Source organism: Acetobacter fallax, assembly GCF_011516735.1.
Lineage (GTDB): Bacteria > Pseudomonadota > Alphaproteobacteria > Acetobacterales > Acetobacteraceae > Acetobacter > Acetobacter fallax.
The window spans coordinates 1-639 of record NZ_WOSX01000152.1; the positions used below are offsets into that span (position 1 = coordinate 1).

Annotated in this window: 1 protein-coding gene and 1 pseudogene; both read left to right on the forward strand. The window is 53.5% G+C overall.

Annotated elements, in window-relative coordinates:
• The coding region (locus GOB85_RS19115) for a hypothetical protein (protein WP_206752317.1) at nt 1–268 on the forward strand (268 nt) is incomplete at its 5' end.
• Between the two features lie 35 nt (nt 269–303).
• Nucleotides 304–639 (forward strand): annotated as a pseudogene (locus GOB85_RS18935) (IS630 transposase-related protein); the annotation flags it as partial.

A 639-nucleotide genomic window follows, 5' to 3' on the forward strand; every position in this document is an offset into this window, starting at 1 on the left:
CGCCTCCTGCATCCCGATCCGCTCGCCCATCATCCGCATCGCCCTCCAGCCTGTGACGATACTGAATCAGCAGGAAGCAATTACCGCAAGACGGAGTTTTTCAACACAATCTTACTACATCAGACACAGAGTCTTATCCAGACTCACAATTATTTTCAATTATATTATTTTTATAGAATATTACTTCATAATATTTCAAAATAAATTATCAGAGCGTGATGTGTTGATTCTGAATCGGCAATGGATTTCCTCATTATCTGAGATCTGATTCAGTGTGCTGGCCGGGAAAGGGGCCCGGCCACTATGGGTCGTCCTTACTCGCTGGATCTCCGTGAACGTTGTTGTTGCGGCGGTTGAGACTGGTGGTATGTCGCGCTACGAAGCGGCTTCGCGATATGGAACTGGCATCGGCACCGCCATCCGATGGGTGCAGCGTGTTCGTCGGAGCGGCAGTGTTGCCCCCGATAAAACTGGTGGCAGCAAACCGCGACGGCTTGCTGGTGCGCATCGGGACAGGCTGATCCGGCGATGCGTCACGCACGATTTTACCTTGCGCGGCCTGGTTGGGGAACCGGGCGACCGCGGCCTCAGGGCTGACTACCGCTCAGTCCGGACGTTCGTCCACGACGAGAAGCTCAG